The organism is Pseudodesulfovibrio karagichevae (assembly GCF_041414475.1).
Taxonomy (GTDB): Bacteria; Desulfobacterota; Desulfovibrionia; order Desulfovibrionales; family Desulfovibrionaceae; genus Pseudodesulfovibrio; species Pseudodesulfovibrio karagichevae.
The window spans coordinates 100,156-121,322 of record NZ_JBGLYH010000001.1 but is presented as its reverse complement, the minus strand read 5'-3'; the positions used below and the strand labels follow the sequence as shown (position 1 = coordinate 121,322).

Annotated in this window: 19 protein-coding genes; 1 reads left to right on the top strand and 18 read right to left on the bottom strand. The window is 60.5% G+C overall.

Annotation, left to right across the window (positions count from 1 at the left end):
- Positions 1-59: 59 nt before the first annotated feature.
- Complete coding sequence (locus AB6M95_RS00495; RefSeq protein WP_371384768.1) at positions 60-998, bottom strand: hypothetical protein; 939 nt, start codon at positions 996-998, stop codon at positions 60-62.
- A gap of 75 nt (positions 999-1,073) precedes the next feature.
- On the bottom strand, positions 1,074-2,120 hold the full coding sequence (locus AB6M95_RS00490) for an IS1595 family transposase (RefSeq protein WP_371384767.1): 1,047 nt from the start codon (positions 2,118-2,120) through the stop codon (positions 1,074-1,076).
- A 358-nt stretch (positions 2,121-2,478) separates the two neighbouring features.
- On the opposite strand from AB6M95_RS00490, the gene AB6M95_RS00485 reads away from it, so the two are divergent.
- Positions 2,479-3,693: an ISL3 family transposase gene (locus tag AB6M95_RS00485; RefSeq protein WP_371384766.1), complete on the top strand. Its 1,215-nt coding sequence runs from the start codon at positions 2,479-2,481 to the stop codon at positions 3,691-3,693.
- 479 nt (positions 3,694-4,172) lie between these two features.
- Here the strand turns inward: AB6M95_RS00485 and AB6M95_RS00480 are convergent, their stop codons facing one another.
- From AB6M95_RS00480 to AB6M95_RS00405, 16 genes are all read right to left on the bottom strand, one after another.
- Positions 4,173-4,700, bottom strand: coding sequence for a class IV adenylate cyclase (locus tag AB6M95_RS00480; protein WP_371384765.1), 528 nt, complete (start codon positions 4,698-4,700; stop codon positions 4,173-4,175).
- Positions 4,701-4,884: 184 nt separating this feature from the next.
- The gene (pepT, locus tag AB6M95_RS00475) at positions 4,885-6,141 is read right to left on the bottom strand and encodes a peptidase T (protein WP_371384764.1); all 1,257 of its coding nucleotides are present in this window, start codon (positions 6,139-6,141) and stop codon (positions 4,885-4,887) included.
- Positions 6,142-6,180: 39 nt separating this feature from the next.
- Positions 6,181-7,152, bottom strand: a complete 972-nt coding sequence (locus AB6M95_RS00470) for an ABC transporter ATP-binding protein (RefSeq protein WP_371384763.1) — start codon at positions 7,150-7,152, stop codon at positions 6,181-6,183.
- Positions 7,149-8,123, bottom strand: a complete 975-nt coding sequence (locus AB6M95_RS00465) for an ABC transporter ATP-binding protein (protein WP_371384762.1) — start codon at positions 8,121-8,123, stop codon at positions 7,149-7,151. The genes AB6M95_RS00470 and AB6M95_RS00465 overlap by 4 nt, the downstream gene beginning before the upstream one ends.
- A 33-nt stretch (positions 8,124-8,156) precedes the next feature.
- The gene (locus tag AB6M95_RS00460) at positions 8,157-9,011 is read right to left on the bottom strand and encodes an ABC transporter permease (protein ID WP_371384761.1); all 855 of its coding nucleotides are present in this window, start codon (positions 9,009-9,011) and stop codon (positions 8,157-8,159) included.
- 12 nt (positions 9,012-9,023) lie between these two features.
- The gene (nikB, locus tag AB6M95_RS00455; RefSeq protein ID WP_371384760.1) at positions 9,024-9,953 is read right to left on the bottom strand and encodes a nickel ABC transporter permease; all 930 of its coding nucleotides are present in this window, start codon (positions 9,951-9,953) and stop codon (positions 9,024-9,026) included.
- Between the two features lie 191 nt (positions 9,954-10,144).
- Complete coding sequence (locus AB6M95_RS00450) at positions 10,145-11,689, bottom strand: ABC transporter substrate-binding protein (protein ID WP_371384759.1); 1,545 nt, start codon at positions 11,687-11,689, stop codon at positions 10,145-10,147.
- Positions 11,690-12,460: 771 nt separating this feature from the next.
- The gene (locus tag AB6M95_RS00445) at positions 12,461-12,988 is read right to left on the bottom strand and encodes a TonB family protein (RefSeq protein WP_371384758.1); all 528 of its coding nucleotides are present in this window, start codon (positions 12,986-12,988) and stop codon (positions 12,461-12,463) included.
- Positions 12,985-13,419 (bottom strand): ExbD/TolR family protein, encoded by a 435-nt coding sequence (locus AB6M95_RS00440; RefSeq protein ID WP_371384757.1) that lies wholly within the window; start codon positions 13,417-13,419, stop codon positions 12,985-12,987. The genes AB6M95_RS00445 and AB6M95_RS00440 overlap by 4 nt, the downstream gene beginning before the upstream one ends.
- A complete protein-coding gene (locus AB6M95_RS00435) occupies positions 13,416-14,006 on the bottom strand; it encodes a MotA/TolQ/ExbB proton channel family protein (RefSeq protein ID WP_371384756.1) in 591 nt (196 codons plus the stop codon). Before AB6M95_RS00435 ends, AB6M95_RS00440 begins: the two co-directional genes overlap by 4 nt.
- Positions 14,003-15,829, bottom strand: a complete 1,827-nt coding sequence (locus tag AB6M95_RS00430; protein WP_371384755.1) for a CobW family GTP-binding protein — start codon at positions 15,827-15,829, stop codon at positions 14,003-14,005. The genes AB6M95_RS00435 and AB6M95_RS00430 overlap by 4 nt, the downstream gene beginning before the upstream one ends.
- A gap of 79 nt (positions 15,830-15,908) precedes the next feature.
- Positions 15,909-17,078 (bottom strand): MBL fold metallo-hydrolase, encoded by a 1,170-nt coding sequence (locus tag AB6M95_RS00425; RefSeq protein ID WP_371384754.1) that lies wholly within the window; start codon positions 17,076-17,078, stop codon positions 15,909-15,911.
- Positions 17,079-17,099: 21 nt separating this feature from the next.
- Complete coding sequence (locus AB6M95_RS00420) at positions 17,100-18,503, bottom strand: hypothetical protein (RefSeq protein ID WP_371384753.1); 1,404 nt, start codon at positions 18,501-18,503, stop codon at positions 17,100-17,102.
- Positions 18,504-18,567: 64 nt separating this feature from the next.
- Positions 18,568-18,786, bottom strand: coding sequence for a hypothetical protein (locus AB6M95_RS00415; RefSeq protein ID WP_371384752.1), 219 nt, complete (start codon positions 18,784-18,786; stop codon positions 18,568-18,570).
- A gap of 36 nt (positions 18,787-18,822) precedes the next feature.
- The gene (locus tag AB6M95_RS00410; protein ID WP_371384751.1) at positions 18,823-19,503 is read right to left on the bottom strand and encodes a FadR/GntR family transcriptional regulator; all 681 of its coding nucleotides are present in this window, start codon (positions 19,501-19,503) and stop codon (positions 18,823-18,825) included.
- Between the two features lie 284 nt (positions 19,504-19,787).
- A complete protein-coding gene (locus tag AB6M95_RS00405) occupies positions 19,788-21,065 on the bottom strand; it encodes a diguanylate cyclase (RefSeq protein ID WP_371384750.1) in 1,278 nt (425 codons plus the stop codon).
- Positions 21,066-21,167: the final 102 nt, after the last annotated feature.

Genomic DNA, 21,167 nt, shown 5'->3' with positions numbered 1-21,167 from the left:
TGCTTTCATAGTTAATTAACGGGATTTTAAAACATTCTGTTGTTTTTCAAGGATTAGGTTTAGTGCCCGACGATTTTCACGACAAGCTTGGTGATGCCGGTGGTTTGCCAGGTCCCGCTCCTGTACCAAGTCTTCGAGCGCAGGTTGCCGCTGACGTTGGATGTTTCGGTCATCCCGCCCGCATCCCATTGTCTTTCTTTGATTCTGCCATCGGCGTAATGTTCTTGAATGACGGCACCCTGCTTGAGAAGAAGGCACTTGAATTCCTTGGTGTCGCCCGGCACATATTCGATGGGCAGGGTCTGCCCGGTTTTGCGTGGGGCGGATTGCGCTGGAGCGGCAGTGGCCTTTGCGGGACGCGGAACACAGTCTTCAAACAGCCCCACGAGCTGGGCCGCCCGCAGGTATAGTTCGCTTGTGTCGGCCACCTGTTTTTGGAGCGGGGTCACATCGTCGAGTACGATGTTTTTGAAGCCTTGGTTGATGATGGTCTGGAACCGAAAGCCGTCCCGGCGCCCACGGAAGAAGGATTCCATCATCCGGGCGGCTTCCTCCACGCCTTGGATAGTGGCGTTGTTGACCTTGGGCGACAGGAAAAGGATCTCAACGGGCACGCCGGGGAAATGGATGTCCATGGTCAGGGCCGTCCTAAACAGCTTCTTGACGATCCGGGCGGCGGTTTCGGCCTTGGGGCCGTATTGCAGCCCGTTCGTGTGAAAGGCGATGTCGGCGGCGATGACTTTCCTTGCCGTCCCTTGCACGAACTGCACGCCGAGTACGTCGACTTCAGCCTGGCCGAGGAACTGGGAAAGACTGGATGTCTTTTTCAAGACCTTTTCCGAGAACTCGGCCGCGCCTTCCCTGTACCACTGTTCATGTTCGGCCGTGATCTCGCCGGGCCATATGGGGGAAGGTTTCCAGTTCAGTTCGGCCAGTTGGCACCCCCTGCAATGGCGTACCCATGTCCTTACCAGCGATTCGCCTATTTCGACTTTCATGTCCGCTCCTGATTTTTCCTCCCCATACGACAATGGCGCGGGACGGTCCAGCCCGGAGCGAAATATTCTGACCGGTTACGGTTCCATGCCCACCTTGAACTCCCGGAAATCCCTGACCGGCGTGTAGGCGGTCTTGCGGCAGGACTGGCGGTAGAACTCCTCAAGCCTGCTCTTGGATTCCAGCTTGGTCACGCCCCGGAGCAGATTGAACCACGCCATGTAGTGGTCGAGGAACTTCGAAGCCACACCACAGAACCGGCGCATCCATTCCTTGAGGCCCGCATGGTAGTTGTTGACGTGCTGGATGTGGTGAACACCTTGTGTATACACGCCCTGACGGCTGTTCAGGCGGACATGCCGGATGCCCTCGCGCTTGGCGTAAGTGGTGAAGCCGGACATTGAATCAGTGACAAGGGTGCTGTCGGGCATAAGGTTGCCGCCCACAGCCCGAGCTACTTGGTCCGCAGACAATCGCCCTCGGCCGGCGGCCCGGCTGAGGATGTCTCCGTCGCGGCTGATGCCCACCAGTACGGCGACCTGTTCGTTCGAGATGCCCCGCTTCCTGGCAACTCCACGGTGCTTCCTCGGAGGACGATGCTTCAGATTCCGGCTTCCCTTGTTGGACTCCACGAAAAAGGTCTCGTCCATCTCGACGATACCTTCCAGAATGTCTCTGTCGTGCAGGGCCTTCAAGGCGCGGAGGATTTTGTGCCGCCAGTAGAAGGCGGTCGGAACGGATATCTTAAGCCGCTTGGCGGTCCGGGGAAGGCTCAACCCCTCGATCATGCATCGGATGTAGCGTGACCACAGCTCAGGCTTGTGGGTCCCCGCCATCGGCGTCCCGGTCAGCTCGGTGAAGGTGCGTCCGCAATCCTTGCACATGTACCGCTGGCGGGCCATGTAGGCGTTTTTGTCGCTGTAAGCGCCCCAGCGCTTCACATCGACGCTTCCGCACCTGGGGCAGTGCCTGCCGTCGGCAAAACGCGCCTCGACAATAGTGTCCCTGAACCCCTTCAACCCCTCGATGTGTTCGTGGAGATAGGATTCAATACGGCGTGCGCAGGATTCCTGCTGGTCTTTGTTCAGCGATCTGAACTGGTTGATGACAGATTCGATAGACATTGCGCTTTGCCTCCTGTTAGTCCATACTTAAAAGTTAGACTTTTTTTTGGCAAAAGCAACATTATTTTTTAAAATGCCGTTAATTAAAAATGATCAAAATGGCAATGGTGTGCATGGTGTGGTTCCGTATGTCGGTGGTTTGCTGTTCAGTACAGGGAGCATGAGTTGCGAGGACAATCAGTTTGGCGTGATGTCAGGATAGGTTGCTAAATAAACTGTTCCGGTCTTTTGATAGCTGTTTTTCACGAACTAACCAGTTTTTATGGGTTCATCCGGGTGAAGCGTACTTTTGACAAAATGAAGGGACATGGCGTCCAACCGATTATCACGCCAATGAAAATCGGGAGGGTAAACCGCCATGTCCACGAGTCTTTTGTACCATGCCTTTGGCCTGCAAGGCTATGATTACACCCGGCAGTCGTATGTCGCCGGGAGTTTGATTTTCGCTGTCCAACCAAAGCCCAAGATGGTTGTTTGCTCGTGCTGCGGGAGTCGAGATGTTGTCAGGCGGGGTCAGTCGGAGCGATGGCTACGAACGGTTCCCATCGGTTTTAAGCCAGTATGGCTTGTCATCGAAGTCCCTCGAGTCGAGTGCAAAGCTTGTGGCTGTGTCCGTAGAATCGACATCAAGATAGCCGAGCCCAGACGCTGGTACACAAGAGCTTTCGAGCGTTTCGCGTTGGCCTTGAGCAAGGTGATGACAATGCTTGATGTCTCCAATTTGCTTGGCATTGGCTGGGATGGGGTCAAGGACATCCTCAAACGCCATCTGCAAGCTCGCTTCGGAAGACCGCGACTATCCAGGCTCAAGTACATCGCTATCGACGAGATCAGCGTCCGCAAAGGGCACAAGTACCTGACCTTGGTCATGGACCTGCAAAGCGGTGCTGTCGTGTTTGTTGGAGATGGCAAGGGAGCCAGCGCGCTGACTCCGTTTTGGGCACGATTGAAGCGTTCACGGACCAAAATACGCGCTGTGGCAACGGATATGAGTACCGCCTACATTGGATCGGTGCTCGAAAACCTGCCTGGCGTGCCCTTGGTTTTTGACCATTTCCATGTGGTCAAGCTGATGAACGACAAGCTCACTGAAGTCCGGCGTAAACTTTACCAAGAGCTGAGCGACACGCTGGCCAGGAACGTACTCAAGGGGAGCCGCTGGATTCTGCTGAAGAACCCGGAGAACCTGAACAAGGAGCGGGGCGAGGATGGTCGGCTTGAGGAGGCGTTGCGGATGAATGAGCCGCTGGCCAAGGCCTACTACCTCAAGGAGGATCTACGGCAGATATGGAACCAGAGAGACAGACAGGCAGCGGAAGCCTTTCTGCAAGGGTGGATAGATCGAGCGATTGAGTCAGGCGTTGGTCCACTGGTGCAGATGGGCAAAACCATGGCCGCGTATCGATTCGGCATCCTCGCCTGGTTCGACCACCCGATCTCTTCGGGACCAATGGAAGGAACAAACAACAAGATTAAGACGCTAAAACGGCAAGCCTATGGCTATAGGGATACCGAGTTTTTCAAGCTCAGAATTATGGGCATTCATGAATCGAAGTACGCTTTAACCGGATGAACCTTTTTATGTGTTGAGTATACGAACTAATGGGGCGTTTCCGTGTCCGCTATGTGTCCGCTTTTCTCCTGACTCCATGCAAAATCAACGACATTCCGCGCCCTCTGCACATTATGCTACAGAGTGTCTCGAATCGCTTGGCGACAAATAAGTCCAGTTTAATTGAATTGTTATCTATATGTTCTGGTTTGACGCCTTCAAGAATGGCATTCAAGAGGTCGTGGGTTCAATTCCCTCCAGCTCCACCACAAGAAAGCAAAAGGCTTAGAAGGTTTTCCTTCTAAGCCTTTTTTTGTGGGGCATGTAAAAGAATATACAAATGATATCGGGTAAATATGAAAGGAGGGGCTCAGTACACACCGTGAGGATGATCATGAACTCCCATTGTCATGAGATCAGTAGCGAAAGACGAAGGGCTGTGGAACTCTGGCCTCGTCTTGAATAGGAAGAAAAGAGGGAGTGCTGATGCGATGCACGGCTTAAAGGTTGTGGGGTTCGATGTCATTCTCCAGGAGGTCAATGTAGGATCGGGAGATAAGGTCCTCTTCCTTGATGTTGAATATGCTCATCAGCTGATTGGCTTTTGCGATGCCCGCTTCGGAGTCCTCTGCTTGCTCGAGGACCACTTCGAGTTCTAGAAATGCGCCCAGCTTGTCGACTTCATCCAGGTGGATACGCGTGTTCTCGGAAAAGAATAACACTCGCTTTTTATTGACTACGCCTCGAACCCCTAGAATTGTTTTCAATACGAAATGGACAATGCCGGGGAATATTATTGGTACTCTGAGATATTTTGACAGCTTTGGGCCCGACGTGTTTGCTCTGCTGTAATAAATCAGCTCAGAGTGTCCATTTACGTTTCGCATTTTGAGCCTGGAGTTGTTCAAACGGTAGAAAATGTCCCTTTGAATCAATATATCCGAAGGTTTTCCGCATGAAGTTTCTATGAGCTCCCTCAGGTGCTGTGCGTCTTCAACCGAGGCCTTGATTTCAATGTTGTTGGACATGAGTATCCCTTTTATGTGTTAACAAATCTCGACCTCGCCCGAGACACTTGGTCTACGCCGTTGCCCTTCACTGCGTGAGTTGTGCCATGTTGAAGCGGGAATTGTGGCCGCCCGACAAACCAAAGGGCCTGCGGAGCGACTCCGCAGGCCCTTGTTTTCGGTTCGCGGCGTCCGCAGGGCGAGGTTAGGCCCGGGCTTCCTGGGCCCAGTAGCGGACCACGCGGGCGCAGATGCTCAGGGCCTTGTCCATGTCCTGGAGGCTGACCCATTCCATGGGGCCGTGAGGGGCCTGCATGCCACAGAAGATGTTCGGGGTGGGGATGCCCTTCTCGGTCATGATCGAACCGTCCGTGCCGCCCCGGAAGGCGAGCATGTTCGGGGGAAATCCCTCGTCGGCGTAAGCCCTTTTGGCGATGTCCACGGGCCGTGGGTCGTCCTTCAGCCAGTAGCGCATGTTCCGGTACTGGGGGGTTACGGTGCAGGTGATCCGCGCCCTGGGCTCGGTCCGGTTGACCTGCTCGCAGAGGGTCCGAAGCAGTTCGGCCTGCTTCTCGAGGCCCTCCAGCTCGAAGTCGCGCAGGTTGATCATCATGTTCAGCTCGGCGGCGTTGCCTTCGATGCTGTCCACGAAGATGAACCCTTCGCGCCCTTCGGTGGATTCCGGGCTGAGATGGTCCTTGGGCAGCAGGGCGATGATCTCCGAGGCCAGGTACAGGGCGTTGACCAGCCTGCCCTTGGCGCAGCAGGTGTGGATGGAGATGCCCTTGATGTTGACTACGGCCTTGTCCGCCGAGAAGGTCTCGGCCACCAGGTCGCCGGGATTCTCGCCGTCCAGGGTGTAGGCGAAGTCGGCCTTGAGGTCGCGGACCATGGCGTCGCTCACGCCCCGGCCGATCTCCTCGTCCGGGGTGAAGCAGATGCGGACGTCGCCCCGGGGAATCTCCGGATGCGCCTTGAGGTGGTCGATGAGGCCCATGATGATGGCGATGCCCGCCTTGTCGTCGGCCCCGAGCAGGGTGGTGCCGCTGGCGGTGACGATGGTCTCGCCCTGTTTGCTCCTCAGGTAGGGCTGCATGACCGGATCGATGACCACTTCGGGGTCGTCGGGCAGGACGATGGCCCGGCCGTCCCAGTTGCGGTGGACCAGCGGCTTGACGCCCTCGGCAAAGAACGAGGGGGCGGTGTCCACGTGGGCCACGAAGGCGATGGTCGGGGCCTCGTTGTCGGCGACGTTGCCCTTCAGGGTGCCGAAAACCACGCCGTAGTCCGTGAGCTCGGCGTCGTCGATGCCGAGTCCCTTCAATTCGTCCACCAGCATGCGGGACAGGTCGAGCTGGCAGGCGGTGCTGGGGGTGGCGGGGGAATCAGCATTGCTCTGGGTGTCCACCCTGCAGTAGCGGACGAACCGTTCTTCCATGATATCGAGTCTTGAAGCGGACATGTTTTCTCCTTGTTGACGCGGCTGATCGGCGCGGTCCGGCTAGACCAGCGCGGCCAGTTGGCGTTCGACCACGTGGCAGGCCACGAAATGCCCCTCGGCCACTTCCGTGAGCCTGGGCGTTTCGCAGGTGCAGGCGTCGATCTTGTCGTAGTAGCAGCGGCCCGCGAAGCGGCAGCCGGAGGGCGGGTTGATCGGACTCGGCACGTCGCCTTCCAGGATGATGCGGTTGCGCGCCAGGTTCGGGATGGGGATGGTGATGGCCGAGAGAAGCGCCTTGGTGTAGGCGTGCAGCGGGTTGGCGAAGATAGTCTTGTAGTCGGCCAGCTCCACGATGCGGCCCAGGTACATGACCGCGATGCGGTCGGAGACGTGGTGCACCACCGACAGGTCGTGGGAGATGAACAGGTAGGTCAGTCCCATCTCCTTCTGGAGGGAATCCAGCAGGTTGAGCACCTGCGCCTGGATGCATACGTCCAGGGCCGAGACCGGCTCGTCCAGGACGATGAACTCCGGGTTCAGGGCCAGGGCGCGGGCGATGCCCACGCGCTGCCTGCGGCCGCCGTCCAGCTCGTGCGGATAGGCGTTCTCCAGGTTGCGGCTCAGGCCGACGATGTCCGACAGCTCCCGGACTCGCTTGGCCCGTTCGGCCGAGGAGCCTATGCGCTTCACGTCCAGGGGTTCGGCTATGAGATCGGCCACGCACAGCCGGGGGTTGAGGCTGGAGTAGGGGTCCTGGAAGACCATCTGCATCTTGGAGCGCAGCGCCTTCACCTCCCGGCGCTGGGGCAGCAGGATGTCCTGGCCGTCGATGATCACCTGGCCCTCGGACGGCTCCAGCAGCCGGATGGCCGCGCGGCCGGTGGTGGACTTGCCGCAGCCGGATTCGCCCACCAGTCCCAGGGTCTCGCCTTTGGCGATGTCGAAGGTGACGTCGTCCACGGCGTGGAGCGGCCCCTTCCGGGTGTGAAAGTACTTTTTCAGGTTCCTGACCTGAACGAAGGGCGCGCTCATGCCGCACCTCCTTCCAGGAAGCAGGCCACGAGGTGGTTGCCGCCCACGGACACCGGGGACGGGGCGGCCACCCTGCATTGGTCCATGGCCTTTGAGCAGCGCGGATGGAAGGGGCAGCCCGCGGGCATGTCCGTCGGCTCCGGCGGCAGGCCGGGGATCACGGCCAGGGACTCGCGCTCCTCCTCCACGTTGGGGATGGAGGCGAACAGCCCCTTGGTGTAGGGGTGCCTCGGGTCCGCATAGAGGGAGACGGTGTCCGCCTGCTCCACGATGCGGCCCGCGTACATGATGGCGACGTGGTCACAGGTCTCGGCCACGATGCCGAGGTCGTGGGTGATCATGATCATGGCGGTGTCGAATTTGCGTTTCAGTCCTTTCATCAGCTCCAGGACCTGGGCCTGGATGGTCACGTCCAGGGCCGTGGTCGGCTCGTCGGCGATGAGCAGGGCGGGGTTGCAGGCCAGGGCGATGGCGATGACCACGCGCTGCTTCATGCCGCCGCTGAACTGGTGGGGGTATTCCCCGGCCCGGTCGGGCTGGATGCCCACGGTTTCGAGCATGGCCAGCGCCCGCTTGAGCGATTCCTGCTTGTTGACGTCGTTGTGCAGGGCGATCATTTCCGCCACCTGCTCGTCCACCGGTATGATCGGGTTCAGGGAGGTCATCGGGTCCTGGAAGATCATGGCGATCTTGCCGCCGCGCACCTTGCGCATGGTCGCGGGGGAAGCCTTGAGCAGGTCCTGGCCCTCGAAGAGGATCTCGCCGTCGGTGATCCTGCCCGGCGGTTCGGCGATGAGGCGCATGACCGACATGGCCATGGTGGTCTTTCCGGCGCCGGTCTCGCCCACCAGGCCCAGGGTCTGGCCCTTCTCGATGGACAGGTTCAGGCCGGAAACCGCCTGCACGGTGCCGTTGTCCGTGGTGTAGCGGACGTGAAGGTCTTTGATGGATAACAGTGATGTGTTCGACATGTATGGTCACTCCCGTTGGGGACTGTTGTCTGTCTAGTTGCGCAGCTTCGGGTCCAGGGCGTCCCTGAGGCCGTCGCCCAGGAAGTTGAGGCCGAGGATGGTGATCATGATGGCCAGGCCGGGGAACAGGGTCATGTACGGGTAGTCCCGGATGAACTCGCGGCCGCCGGAGAGCATGGCGCCCCATTCGGGGGTGGGCGGCTCCAGGCCCAGGCCGATGAAGCTCAACCCCGCCGCGATGAGGATGGCGAAGGCCACGCCCAGGGTCGCCTGGACGATGATCGGAGCCAGGCAGTTGGGCAGGATGTGCTTGAAAATGATGCGCAGGTCGCTGGAGCCGACCGAGATGGCCGCCTCCACGAATTCCTGGTCGCGGATGGACAGAACCGAGGCGCGGACCAGCCGGGCGTATTGCGGGATGGCGGCGATGCCCACGGCGAGCATCAGGTTCAGCAGGCCGGGTCCCAGGGAGGCGGCCACGGAGATGGCCAGCAGCAGCTGCGGGATGGACAGCAGGACGTCCATGACGCGCATGATGATGTTGTCGATCTTGCCGCCGTAGTAGCCGGCCACCGCGCCGAGAAAGCCGCCCACGGCCACGGAGAAGCCCACGGCCACGAAGCCCACCTGGAGCGAGATGCGGCTGCCGTAAATGATGCGGCTGAAGATGTCGCGGCCGAACTCGTCCGTGCCGAACCAGTGGGCCGCGGACGGCCCTTCCAGGGTGGCGAACAGGTCCTGTTCGTCAAAGGGGAACGGGGCGATGACGCTGGCGAAGATCGCGGTGAGCACGAGGCCGAGGAGGATGGCCAGGCCGAACAGGGCCATGCGGTTCTTCCTGAGGCGGATGAAGACCTGGCCCCAGAGGGAATGCCGTTTGTTTTGCATGGGAAAGGTCCTTTAGGTGTACTGGGATTTGATCCGGGGATCGAGCCAGGCGTAGATCAGGTCCACCCCGAGGTTGACCAGGCAGAAGGCCAGGGCGATGAAGAGCACCCCGCCCTGGACCACGGGATAGTCCCGCATCTCGATGGAGCTGACCATGAGCCTGCCCAGGCCGGGCAGGGAGAAGATGATTTCGGTCAGGACCGCGCCGCCGAGCAGGATGCCGAACTGGATGCCCGCGATGGTCACCACCGGCACCAGGGCGTTGGGCAGGGCGTGCTTGCGGATGACCACGCTCTCCTTCTGGCCCTTGGCCCGCGCCGTACAGATGTAGTCCTGGCGTACGACTTCGAGCATGGAGGAGCGGGTCATGCGGGTGATGATGGCCACGCTCTGCAATCCGAGGGTCACGGCGGGCATGATCATGGCGTCGAAGCTGTCGAAGCCCGATGGCGGGAGCCAGTTTAGCTTGACCGTGAACAGCAGGATCAGCAGCAGGCCGAGCCAGAACACGGGCATGGATATGCCGATCAGGGCGAAGAGCGTGACGATGTTGTCGAAGATCGAGTACTGCTTGACGGCCGTGACGATGCCGCACGGGATGCCCACGAGCAGGGCGATGCCCATGGCCAGGGCGGACAGTTTGAGGGTTACGGGGAAGGCCGCCATGAGCTCCTCCCAGACGGGCCGCTTGGTGATGTAGGAACGGCCGATGTCGCCTTCCACGGCCGCCTTGTAGACGTAGCGGCCGAACTGCAGAAGGAAGGGATCGTTGAGGCCCATCTCCTGGCGCAGGTTGTCCACGTCGGCCTGGGGCGCCTGTTCGCCGAGGACCATCCGCGCAGGGTCGCCGGGCGTGACGTAGAGCATGAGAAATACGATGAAAACGACGCCGAGGATCACGGGGATCAGCATGACGCAACGCCTCAGGATGTATCTGAGCACGGGAATCTCCTTTTCGTTACGCTCGGCGGCGGTCTGCGGGCGGGCCGGGCGGGGCCGGGCCGGATGCGCCGGAGCAAGAGGAGCGCTGTTGAATGAAGTCCGCCTTCCGCGGGACGCGGCCTATGGGGCGTGCGCCGGACAGTGGAAGGAAAAGGGGAAGACGGCCCCTGGCCGTCTTCCCCGCGCAATCGCTACTTCTTAAGCTTGACCTCGTACAGGGCGTGGAACCCGAACGGGCTGGGCGTGAAGCCGGTGATGTAGTCCTGGAGGCCGAAGGCGTACTTCTTGTTGGCCAGGGGCACCCACGGGGCCTTGTCGCGCAGCTGGTCCTGGATCTCGTAGTACATGGCCTGGCGCTCCGGTCCGTCGGGGGTGATGCGGGCCTTGGCCAGCAGCTCGTCCACGGCGGGATCGCCGAAGGCGGCGAAGTTGTTGCCGCCTATCTGCGAGGAGTGGAAGGTCGGGTACACGGCCATGTCCGGATCGGGGGTCTGGCAGGTCCAGCCCACGAGGAAGAGTTCGTGCTTGAACTCCTTGAGACCCTGGAGATAGGCGCCCCATTCCAGGACCTGGATCTTCACGTCCACGCCGATCTTCTTCAGCTGGGCCTGGATGATGGTGGCCATGTCCACGCGGACTTTCTTGGAGTTGGTCCACAGGGTGGTGGTCAGGCCGTCGGGGTAGCCCGCCTCGGCCAGCAGCTGCTTGGCCTTTTTCAGGTCGGCCTTGGGCACTTCCAGGGCCGGGTTGGCGTACTTCACGTTGGGGGCGATGACGCCGGCGGCCGGGTAGGCGTTGCCGCGGAAGACGGCCTTGACGCTGGCCGGGATGTTGATGGCCGTGAAGATGGCCTGGCGCAGCTTCTGGTTGTCGAAGGGCGGCTTGCTGCAGTTGAAGCCGAGGTAGGTGACGGAGTTGTCCACCAGGGAGACCAGCTTCAGGTTCGGATTGGCCTCCACGCGGGAGACGTCCAGGGAGGACAGCTCAAAGGCGATGTCCACGTTGCCGCTCTCCAGCTCGATGGTCCGGTTGGATGCCTCGGGGATGACGCGCAGGACCATCTTCCGGAATTCGGGCTTGGTGCCGTGGTAGTCCTCGAACCGCTCCAGCTCCATGCGGTCGCCCTTCCTCCAGGTGACCAGCTTGTAGGGGCCGGTGCCGACCGGGTTGAAGCCGTAGTCGTCGCCGGCGGCCTCGACGGCCTTGCGGTTGAGGATGACGCCGCCGCCGAAGTGGGTCAGGGCGGCCAGGAAGGAACTCATGGGCTCCTTGGTCTTCACCTCGAAGGTGTAATCGTCGATCTTCTTGAAGCCGGCGGGGTCGATGACGCCCATGATGTGGCGGACCGCGGCGCCCTTCTCGTAGGCGCGCCGCAGGCTGTACAGGGCGTCGTCGGCGGTCAGGGGCTCGCCGTTGTGGAACTTCACGCCCTTCTTCAGGGTGAAGCGGTAGGTGGTGTCGTCGACGCGTTCGACCTTCTCGGCCAGGGACGGGACCACGTTGCCCGCGTCGTCGATGGCGACCAGGGTTTCGTAGATCTGGCGCATGGCGTTGGAAGACGCCACGTCGTTGGTCATGTAGGGGTCAAGGGTCTTTGCGTCGTACGTGGTGGCCACGACCAGCGTGTCGGGATGGCCGGACGTCCGGGCCATGGCTCCGGGCGCAACGACGGTCAAAAGGAGCAGGGACGGGAGCAGCCATTTGGCCGTCTCCTTCAGCAGGGACTTGAAGCTCATCAACACCTCCCAAAAATTAGAAAAAATAATATTCCGGAAACAGGACGTCCAAAGCGTACGGGAGTGGCGGGAAGGGGGAATAGGACCCCGAAGGGGGTAACGGACTATTTTCGGCGTCCTGATTCTCTTTGGCACCGCAACCAACTTGCGCCTCAGCGGGCGCTCAATGTGCATAGTAAAGTGAGTGTTGTCAACGTGGTAGTTGCCTTGCGCCGACCCCCTTCCGCGCGCCCGAGGTATCGAAAAAGCGGTTTTCCGAGTTGCATTTTGAGGAGCGGTACGCATGAACGTACCGTCAATCGCGGGCAACAATGAATATTACATTCTATAGTTTTGACAAAATATAGGAGGGTGTTAATCGATTGAATCTATCGACGGTCGGCTGGTTTCCAGTAGTTTTAAATACGGACATTTCGGACATTTTTTGAGCGTTTCCTCCGCTCGACCCCGGCATGGAGGCTTTCAGTTGCCTGCTCCCAGCCGGTAGAGCTGAATGCGTCCCCCGTAAGGGGTGGAATGGCCTTCACGAGGTCGTGGGTTCAATTCCCCCCCCGGCTACAGCGCAATAAAGTTTATGGATTAAGGTTGATACACTGAATCATTTTCTGTGTCCGATTGCGGAATTTCAGGAATATGTCCGCTCTGTGTCCGCCGTTTCCGGCGGACCGTTTGGGGCGATTTGAACTGTTGGTCACGGAGCCTTTCTTGCGTTTCCCGGGCCGCCATTCCTTGGGGACGTTTGTTTCCCGTCATTCCATCCCCCCCTATGATTTAAAGCGAATACTGGTACTTGACCGTAATGGAAATGGTCCATGTCTGGCCCTTGAGGATGGCGGGACGTTGGATCGTGCCGCTGGCGGACTGGATGGCCTGCCGGGCTGCGGCGTCGAGCCTGGAATCGCCCGAGGAGTGGAGCATGACGATGTCGGTAAAGGTGTCGTCCGGGCGGATGCGGAATTGGTAGCGCGCATTGCCGATCAGGTCGGCGAGGTCGCTTCCCGGCGGGCGTCGGCGTTGTTCCACGGCGCTGCGCACCTGGGCCAGATATTGTTTCAGGGCCTGTTGCCGCAGCCGTCTGGCCGCGTCCTCGTGGTCGATTTTTTCCTCGTCGGGCGTCAGCCCCTGTTCCAGGGCCAGTCCGGCGCTGCCCGTGGTGGAGACCGAGAGGTCGAAGTTCGTCTGGATGACGATGGTCTCGCCGGAAGGTTCCGGGGCCTGCCTCAAGGGCGACTGCAGCAAAAACCAGTGCAGGCAGAGCGATATGGCCAGGCAGGCCCAGATTGTCCGTCGGGTAGTCACCGGGGCGTTTCTCCCGTGTCGTGGCGCCGGGTGTTGGTAGCGATGACCAGGTTGTTGAACCCGGTCTTGCGCACCAGATCGACGATCTTCACGAAACGCTCCACCCGTGCCTCGGGGGAGGACTTCAACAGGATGTGATCCGGTTGCAGGGAGACGGGCCGGTCGGCGGTGTCGCGCAAAAGATGGGTCAGATCGTTCAGGGTGACCGGTGCCGAATCGCAGAGGATGTCCCCGTTTTCCCTCAGCTCGATTTCCATGGACCTGCCGGTCACGGCCCTGGCCGTCTCGGCATAGGGCAGTTCGATGTCCACGCCCTTGGCCGTGAAGACCGCGGAGACCACGAAGAAAATCAGCAGGATGAAAACGACGTCCAGCAGCGGAGTGATGTCCGGAGCGGCCGGTCTGGGGGCGTTGCGCTTGAAATTGATCATGACTCCGAATCCGGAACGGGGATGCGGCGCGCCGCGTGCTGCATGGTATGGGCGATCTTGTCGTATTCACGGCAGAACCAGCGGTGGGCCAGCACGGCCGGGATGGCGATGCTCAGCCCGGCGGCCGTGGTCAGCAGGGCCTGCCAGATTCCCCCGGCCAGCATGGTGATGTCCACGTCTCCCGCCGATGAGAGCCGGGAAAAGGCGTTGATCATGCCCAGGACCGTGCCCAGCAGTCCCATGAGCGGGGCCGTGGCCGCGGCCGTGGACAGGAAGTCGAGCCGGGCGTTGAATTGGAAGAGGACCTCGTCGCCGGCGTCCTGGATGTCCGCTTCCCGGTTTCCCGTATCCGTGGAGAAGCAGGCCGAGAAAAAGGGGCCAAAGGCCGGGGCTGTTTCCTCCACGCGCCTGATGGCGGCCTCCCTGCCCTGGGTGCGGAACGTGTCGAGCAGGGAGCTCAGCGCCTCCGCTGAGGGGAAGCGGCGGGTGGTGAAGGCCACGAGCCGTTCCAGGATCACGGCCAGGGCCGCCACGGACAGAATGAGCAGCGGCCACATCATGAAGCCGCCCTGTTGCAGAATACTCATGCGTTTCCTCTTTGCAGTTCCTCCAGTTGGGGGAGGTCGATAAGGTCTTTGCCGATGGCCACCAGGAAGCCCGGCTGGTCGAATTCGTCGCCCAGGGGGGAGAGTTCGTGGCGGCCGCATACATATTGAACCACCACGGGCTGCGGGCTGTCCGCGAGGTGGACTATCCCCTTGAGCCGGAATACGGATTCGGGCAGGCCGTCCAGCGTGTTCAGGAGTTGACCGCGATCCAGGGCGGACGAAAAGATGAACCGCTGCGAGGTAAAGCCTTCATGGGCATGATCGTGGTGCGTCCGGTGCGGCATGGAGCGCGAAAGGCCCGCGTGCTGTTCGAACGGGTTCATGTCATAGACGTGGCCGGGGTTGACGGCCCCGAACTCCGTTTCCACCAGAACGGCCCGATGGTTCAGTCCGCGCAGCGTCTCGCGCAGGGCGGCCCGTTCGGCCTTGTCCGCCAGATCGCATTTGTTGAGCAGGATCGTGTCCGCCGCCGAGATCTGGTCGCGGGCGATTGGGTGGTTGGCCAGAAGAGCCGGGGCATTGGCCGCATCCACCAGAGTGGTGATGGACTCCAGGCGCACCAGGGGGCGCAGCGTGTCCAGTTCGTTGAGGATGTTGAACGGGTTGGCCAGCCCGGTGGCCTCCAGCACGATGACCTTGGGGGAGAACCGGGCCCTGAGCTGTCGTATGCCCTTGGAGAGGTTGCCCGCCAGGGTGCAGCATACGCACCCTTCGTCCAGCTCAACGATGGAATCGTCGCCTTCCAGCAGCTTCCCGTCCACGCCGGTCTGGCCGATCTCGTTCTGGATGATGGCCACCAACTCGTCGCGGGCCGCGTAGTACTCCAGCAGCTGGTTGAGGAATGTGGTTTTCCCCGAACCGAGAAAACCGCTGAGCACGATCAGGCCGGGGCGGGTGTCAAAGGCCGGGGCATAGGTTTGGTCAAGGGAGAGTTCCGGCATGTCGTGCGTCCTCCAGAACAGGGCGTCGTTCAGAGGGGCGGGCAGGTCGGCCCTTGACTCGGGGCCGGCGGAGACCTCACACTGCGCGAGCGGGAGAGAGGCCATGGCGGCCAGGGTTTCCCCGTCGCCCCAGCAGAGCAGGTCGTTGATCCTTTCTATGCCGTGGTCGAGGAGCGACAGCCTGCCGGTGCCGTCGAAGAGTATGGCGTTGTCAGGGGTCCTGCTGCGTCCCGCCCTGCACGGGGGCTCGTTCAGGCTGTTGGACACGGCAGCGGCCAGCACCAGAAGGCAATCCAGGGCGATCTCGTGGGCCGGGAAATCCTCCTCGGCCTCGCCGGGATGGATGACCCACCTGTCGTCCGGCGTTTTCACGCCGTCCCGGGCAATGCTCAATTTTCTGTTCAATGCGTCGCACTGCAGGATCAGCCCGTTTTCTTCGGGCGCGAGCGACGCGGTCAGGGCGCCCATGCGGAAGGGGGCCGCCCATTCGCCCATGGCCGTGAAACGGCGCACCGTTTCGAGATAATCCGGCTGGGCCGAGGCGTGATTGGCCGCCAGGGACATGGTCTCCAGCAGCGGTTCCCCCGCCGCCGGGAAATAGTGCACCCCGAGCCGGGCGTGCTGTCCCTGCCCGTCCCTCCAGGCGTGTTCCGTGGCCAGCCCGAAAACACCCGGCCTGGCGCGGATCTTCAATGTCCAGCCCTGTGCGCCCCGGGGACTCACGGCCATCCCCTTCCAGCCGACCAGCCGTTTGAATTCCTGGTGTTGGCAGGCCGCCAACAGGCAGTTGGCCAGCATTTCAGGCAGGTCGATCCGTCTGTTCAGGCTCCGTTGATTCGGCAGTACGGCTGTGAGTTGCATGGCGGGTCCTCGCTTGGGGCGGCCCGGCCCGCCGTGACGGCGGACCGGGCCTGATGGGGATGGGGGTTAGGTGAGGTGACTAACAACCGAAACTGATCTTGTCGCCATTGCCCAGGTAGTCCTTGGAGGCCGAACGGAAACGGGCGGTGCCGCGCACCACCGGATAACCGGCTTCGATGAACTTCTTGGCCGTCAGGTGGCCGGTGCAATGGTTGCAGCCGATGCGCTCGAAGCCCCATTGGCCGAGAGAGATGACAAGGTCGTCATATTTGGGATCCCAGTCCTCGAACGGCGAGATGTGCAGCCCACCGTAGATGCCGTAGAACCGGTCATTGTCGTATTTCAGGTTGGCCTGGGCGAAGTCGGCGAACTTGAGGATGCCCTGGTGGCAGCAGCCGGAGATGAGCAACAGCCCCTTGTCCTTGATGTTGAAGGCCAGGGAGGTCTCGCCGAACACGCGGTTGATGATGGGTACGTCGAACTTGAGCAGGGCCATGCCCGGGATGATCTCGGTGATCGGCTTGTCCACGATGGTCATGTCGCCCTTGTAGCCGCAGTCCTTGATGTACTGGAGGCCTTCCTTGTAGAAGCCGTCGTGCACGTAGAGAGGGATGCGGTTGTCGTATTTGACCGTGACCGGCAGGCCCCAGAAGTGGTCCCAGTGTTCGTGGGAGATGAACAGGGCCTCGATCTGCTGCTCCTCGAGCATCTTGTCGATGCCCTCGCGCTTGAAGCTGTCCTCCATCCACTCATAGGACCAGCCTGTGTCCAGGAGGTATTTGTGGACCGTTCCGTCCAGGTCTTCGACCTCCAGCAGGCAGGAGTAGCCGCCCGGGTTTTCCGGGTGCAAGGCCAGCTTCTTCTGAATCTCCCAGGCCTTTTTCAGGTCATTGGGCAGGAGCTCCTTGATGGAGCCGATGCCTTCCTCGTAGGAGCCCTTGGCCGAGCCCTTGCCGTTGGCGAACGGGGCCCAGTTCAGGGTGTACTGGTTGACCAGCAGGCCTCCGGCCTCGTGGATGTCGCCGATCAGATGGGCGTTGTTGAACCAACTCGTCTCCGAGATGTTCGTCACGCGCACGCTGCGGCAGGCGCCGAAGTCCTGCATCTTTCTTTCGATTTTGGGCAGGCGGTTGTATGCCGAGGAGGTGTAGGAATACAATCCCATGCCGGCGAATGCCCCGGCCACCAGGCCGGTGGCGGCTCCTTTCACGAAGTCGCGTCTGCTGATATTCTTTTTGTCGTTGCTCATAGTATTCTCCTTGTTCCCCGCTTAGTTGATAACGGTGAAGTTGGCGCCGATCCAGGGCAGGATGTTGATGATGGCGATGTACAACAGCACACCGACGCACAGCCCGATGAGCAGGCCCTTGGCCAGGCTAGGCGTCCATTTGACGTCGTGGGCCACGACCTCTTCCCGGGCTTCCGCGATCTCGGCTTCCGTCTTGGGCACGGCCTTCCAGCCCGGCCAGCCGTCCATGAACCAGACGTTGATCAGGAAGATGTTGATCAGCCAGATCATCGGGATCATCGGGAATTGCTGCGGATGGGAGAAGCCCTTCTGGGTTCCGAGGAACAGGTGGGAGGTCTTGTAGTAGACGATGTAGACCACGGCGGCCATGGCGGCGGTCAACAGCGTGCGGATGCAGACGTTGACCGGCCGGCTGAACTTGGTCGGCCAGTTGTTGCAGTAGAAGGTCAGGTACAGGGAGGGAACCAGCCAGAAGATGGCCATTTCTCCGACGTGCAGCCAGCGCCAGTCCGGGGCCATCAGACGGCGGGTGCCTCGGATGGTCTCGCCCCAGACCAGATCCTGGGCGTAGTACAGGAAGAAGCAGAGGCATACGGCAATGGCGATGATGCCGAAGAAGGATGCGGTCCTGCGCAGGGCGTCGTGCTTGATCAGGTTGAAGGGGTAGCGCTCCCAGATGGTCTCAAAGAGCCAGACCACCACGGTGCAGCACATGATCCAGGCGATGTGGAAGTTGCCGGAGACCGTGTGGGCGAAGTTTTCCCAGTAGGGCGGGCAGATGGCCGTGAATTTCTGCCAGGGGTAGAAGAGGATGGCCATGTGCGAGTGCATGGTCAGGAAGTAGACGATCATGCTCATGAAGAAGGTCACCACGGCGATGGTGATGCCCCGGGCGGGCTGATCCAGTTTCTGCCAGGGCGCGTTTTCGCAGGCCACCACCCAGCTCGGGGAAAGCCAGGAGGCGATGGCGGCGAACATCATGATCGCCTCGGCCGCGTATTCGATGGAGTAGAAGTCGGTGATGCCCATGGCTTCGAGCCGGGCCGGGTCGAAGTAGGCGATGCCGAAGTTGCCGAGGATCTCCACGAAGAAGCCCTTGATGAGAATGACCATGGCCGCCACGCTGACCAGGGTGAGCACCGTCCCCTTGATCAGGGGGTGCGTTTTCTTGAGCCAGGACCGGTTGAACGGCCAGAAATCGAAGATGTAGGCGACCCAGATGAAGAGGATGAGGAGCCAGCGGCAGACCATGTAGCCCACGTACGGGGTGTACATGCGCATCAGGCCGCGGGGATCCTGGAATATCCACCATGTGGCATAGAAAAAGGCAAAGATGACGATCGTGTTTACCAGCGCGGGGATCGGCCCGCTCCAGCGTTTGACCAGCTTCCGACTCTCAAGGTAGCTGACACTACTGTTGTCCATTTTACACTCCTGACCCAAGTTGGCCGGTCGGGGGTGATCGGTCCCCGAACTGCAACTCTGCTTGTTACAATGTTGTTGAGGGTGCGGATTTCGAAATCATTGTTTCCAGTTGTTCGAGGGTGACGGTAGCCGGATCGATGCCTTGGGCCATTGCGTGCAGGAACAGCTCGTTTTCCGTCAGAGGCGCGGTTTCTTCTTCTGAATGGGGCGCTTCTCGGCGTGCGAGCTCCCTTGCCTGGCTGCCGAAAGGCATCAAGCGGCCGAAAAATTCTCTTCTTTTCATGGCGTCGATCCGAAGGGTTGTTCTTGCGGGGGGAAATCAATACTCGGGCAATACCAGTCGACGCAGGGCCTGCATGCATTCCCGCGCAAGCTGCTCGGCCGTGTCCGCTTGGCCGCCCTTCAGGGCGTTGAAGAGCTCCACATGATAGGCGAACAGGGAGTCCACCTGCACCTCGGACAGGCCGCCTCCGCTGCACGAGAGGTTGGCCGAGGCCATGCCCAGTTCCTTGAGCAGCAGGATCAGGTAGTCGTTGGATGCGATCTCGGCCAGGACGAGGTAGAAGGATATGTAGCGGTTCCCGATGGTTGACGGGTCCGAGTTGACGATAGCCCGGCCGATGTTGACCGTGGCCTTCTCCAGCCTGGCCATGTCTGTGGCGGTGAGCTTGTCGGCCTGGGAGCGGACCAGCCCCGGGGCGATCATGCCCAATGCCTCGACCAACTGGCGGAAGGCCTCGGCATTCTTGCGGGAACGGAGGTTTTCCCAGTTGAGACGACCGTCCATGCTTCTCAGGTAGCAGCCGCTTTTTTCCCGAATCTCAAGGTAGCCCATGGATTCGAGATTGCAGAGCGCCTCGCGCACCGTGTTGCGGCTTGTCTCGAACATGGCGGCCAGTCTGCGTTCTCCGGGCAGCTTGTCGCCGACCGAAAAGGCGCCGCCCTTGAGCATGTCCACCATCCTGCGGCAAATAATGGGACGTTGTGTTGTCGTAGTCATATCTGGTCCAACCAGTTTGAGGTGCCTGACGTTTGAGTAACTATTCATCCTTGATCTACGGCCTGAAAATGGAGGTAGGCAAGGGGAAAGGCGAAATTTTTCGCCAAACTGGCCCAACCAGATTGGCCGGACTGAACGAAGGGGCGGAGAGTTGTTCAGTAATCGCCTGTAATTATGGGGTGAATTGGAGAAAAGCTGACTGATGGGGTGGGAGATTCGACAATTGCGTCAGCCGGTGTAACCGGACGGTGACAAAGGGGACGGGGGAATTGGTTGGGCCAGAATCAGCGTTTTTTGGCCAGGCAGCGTTCCAGGTTGGCGATGAATTCCTGGTGCAGTCCCTTGAGGGGGGCTTCCGAATCGGGATCGTAGCTGTCCGGCTCGGTCGAGCAGAAGATCAGCACGTAGGTGAGCCCGCTGTCCGTATAAAAGGGCTGGGCAAAGTAGGAGCGGATGCCGCGAGGGATGAACAGGGCCCAGTCGATGGCCTTGATGCTCTTGGATGTTTCCGCCACCACGTGATTGGGCTGGTTGAAGCGCAGGATGCTTTCCGCAATGGATCCCTCGTAGGGGTGGGCGAAATCCTCGGGGTCTTTGTCGAAGGGGGTGCCCACGCCGGTGACCGACACGACATTCTCGTCGATGAAGATGCGCGACAGCAGCAGGGCATTGGTGGGGGATTTCTCGGGCAGGGCCCGGAGCAGGGTCTTGAGCAGGGTCTTCACGGAGGCGCAGCGCCGCATGGATGCGCCGGAGAACCTGGGGGCCACGGTCTCGTTTCCCCTTACCGGCACGCCCTTGCATGCCGTGCAGTTGTTGTGGTGGGAAAGGGTTATCCAGAGGAGATTGTCCTCCTGCCGGGAAATGGCCTGAATCCGGGCGGCGCAGAGATGGCTTCGCCCCAGAGCGTCGGTGACGAGCAGATCCCCGTTCCAGTGGTCGGAAAAGATCAGCCCTTCGTAGACCTGGTAGAGGTCGGTGTCCGGATTGTCGCGCAGCAGATCCTGCAGGGTCAGTCGCGACAGGGTGTTGTCGTCGTAGCTCAGGAGTTGCCGGGCCGCCTGGTTGGCGAGATGAACGGTCCGGTCCATGAAGCGGACCAGCAGCACCGGTTGGTCCACCATGTCGATCTTGTCCGACAACTGGGGGCTCCCGGTGGCCTTCATGATGGTTTCCGCATGGTCGGAGATGTTCAGGAGAATCCCCAGGGAGCAACGGGGGTGGGCCGGGTCGGGCATGCCCATGAGTTTGTACCATTTTATCCGCCCGGTTTCCGTGCGTACCCGGAACGAGCAGGCCGTTCGCCTGCGGCTGCGGATCAGCTGATGGCTGTAGCGGAACTGCTCCCTGTCTTCGGGAACGATGACCTCTTGGGGAATCTGCGGATTCTGGAGCACGGCCCTGATTCTTTCCCCTTCGGGGGAGGCTGCGTGCTTGTTCAGGAATGTGATCTCGTTGCTGACGACATCGATACGCCAGACAATGCCGGGCAGTTCCTCGAAATAGTTGGCCAGGATTTTTTCCTCGGGATGGCTGTTCGGTTTTGAAGTGGAATCCGGCATGAATGTCCTCTGTGATGCGGCTTGGAGATGTGGTCGAGAGCCGACTCATAACGTGTTTTGAGAACGATTGGCAAATAGGCCGTGTTTGGCTGTACCACAACG

Coding starts and splice junctions, on each gene's coding strand:
- pepT (WP_371384764.1), bottom strand. CDS start 6,141: ATGTCCGCTTCAAGACTCGATATCATGGAAGAACGGTTCGTCCGCTAC.
- AB6M95_RS00435 (WP_371384756.1), bottom strand. CDS start 14,006: ATGAGTATTCTGCAACAGGGCGGCTTCATGATGTGGCCGCTGCTCATT.
- AB6M95_RS00460 (WP_371384761.1), bottom strand. CDS start 9,011: ATGCAAAACAAACGGCATTCCCTCTGGGGCCAGGTCTTCATCCGCCTC.
- AB6M95_RS00405 (WP_371384750.1), bottom strand. CDS start 21,065: ATGCCGGATTCCACTTCAAAACCGAACAGCCATCCCGAGGAAAAAATC.
- AB6M95_RS00465 (WP_371384762.1), bottom strand. CDS start 8,123: ATGTCGAACACATCACTGTTATCCATCAAAGACCTTCACGTCCGCTAC.
- AB6M95_RS00450 (WP_371384759.1), bottom strand. CDS start 11,689: ATGAGCTTCAAGTCCCTGCTGAAGGAGACGGCCAAATGGCTGCTCCCG.
- AB6M95_RS00430 (WP_371384755.1), bottom strand. CDS start 15,829: ATGCAACTCACAGCCGTACTGCCGAATCAACGGAGCCTGAACAGACGG.
- AB6M95_RS00410 (WP_371384751.1), bottom strand. CDS start 19,503: ATGACTACGACAACACAACGTCCCATTATTTGCCGCAGGATGGTGGAC.
- AB6M95_RS00480 (WP_371384765.1), bottom strand. CDS start 4,700: ATGTCCAACAACATTGAAATCAAGGCCTCGGTTGAAGACGCACAGCAC.
- AB6M95_RS00415 (WP_371384752.1), bottom strand. CDS start 18,786: ATGAAAAGAAGAGAATTTTTCGGCCGCTTGATGCCTTTCGGCAGCCAG.
- AB6M95_RS00490 (WP_371384767.1), bottom strand. CDS start 2,120: ATGTCTATCGAATCTGTCATCAACCAGTTCAGATCGCTGAACAAAGAC.
- AB6M95_RS00495 (WP_371384768.1), bottom strand. CDS start 998: ATGAAAGTCGAAATAGGCGAATCGCTGGTAAGGACATGGGTACGCCAT.
- AB6M95_RS00485 (WP_371384766.1), top strand. CDS start 2,479: ATGTCCACGAGTCTTTTGTACCATGCCTTTGGCCTGCAAGGCTATGAT.
- AB6M95_RS00420 (WP_371384753.1), bottom strand. CDS start 18,503: ATGGACAACAGTAGTGTCAGCTACCTTGAGAGTCGGAAGCTGGTCAAA.
- AB6M95_RS00425 (WP_371384754.1), bottom strand. CDS start 17,078: ATGAGCAACGACAAAAAGAATATCAGCAGACGCGACTTCGTGAAAGGA.
- AB6M95_RS00470 (WP_371384763.1), bottom strand. CDS start 7,152: ATGAGCGCGCCCTTCGTTCAGGTCAGGAACCTGAAAAAGTACTTTCAC.
- AB6M95_RS00440 (WP_371384757.1), bottom strand. CDS start 13,419: ATGATCAATTTCAAGCGCAACGCCCCCAGACCGGCCGCTCCGGACATC.